Here is a 240-nt window from a genome sequence, read left to right as displayed (position 1 = left end):
GCGGTGGGAGCGGGCGCCGAGACCTTGATCAGCAAATCGGCGATGGGTCCGATCGGCGAGAGCACATCATCCGTTAGGGCAAGAATTTTGGCTCCCTTCTCTCTGGCAGCTTTCGCAAAGGAAATCGTCTCTTGCGAATAGCGTGGGAACGAGAGGGCAACCACCAGCCACTTGGAATCCATCTGAGTCATCAGGTAGTTGGCATCGTCGATCTGTCCCCGGTAGAGGTGGGTATTTCCC

The 240-nt window shown here is 56.7% G+C and carries 1 protein-coding gene; it reads right to left on the bottom strand.

Annotated elements, in window-relative coordinates; all coding sequences use genetic code 11:
- A partial coding sequence (locus MXD62_RS09505) for an SIS domain-containing protein (protein WP_248828990.1) occupies positions 1-240 on the bottom strand: 240 nt, incomplete at both ends.

Origin of the sequence: Frankia sp. Mgl5 (assembly GCF_023242985.1) — a bacterium.
Taxonomy (GTDB): domain Bacteria; phylum Actinomycetota; class Actinomycetes; order Frankiales; family Frankiaceae; genus Parafrankia; species Parafrankia soli.
This window is presented reverse-complemented; position numbering and strand designations above follow the sequence as displayed.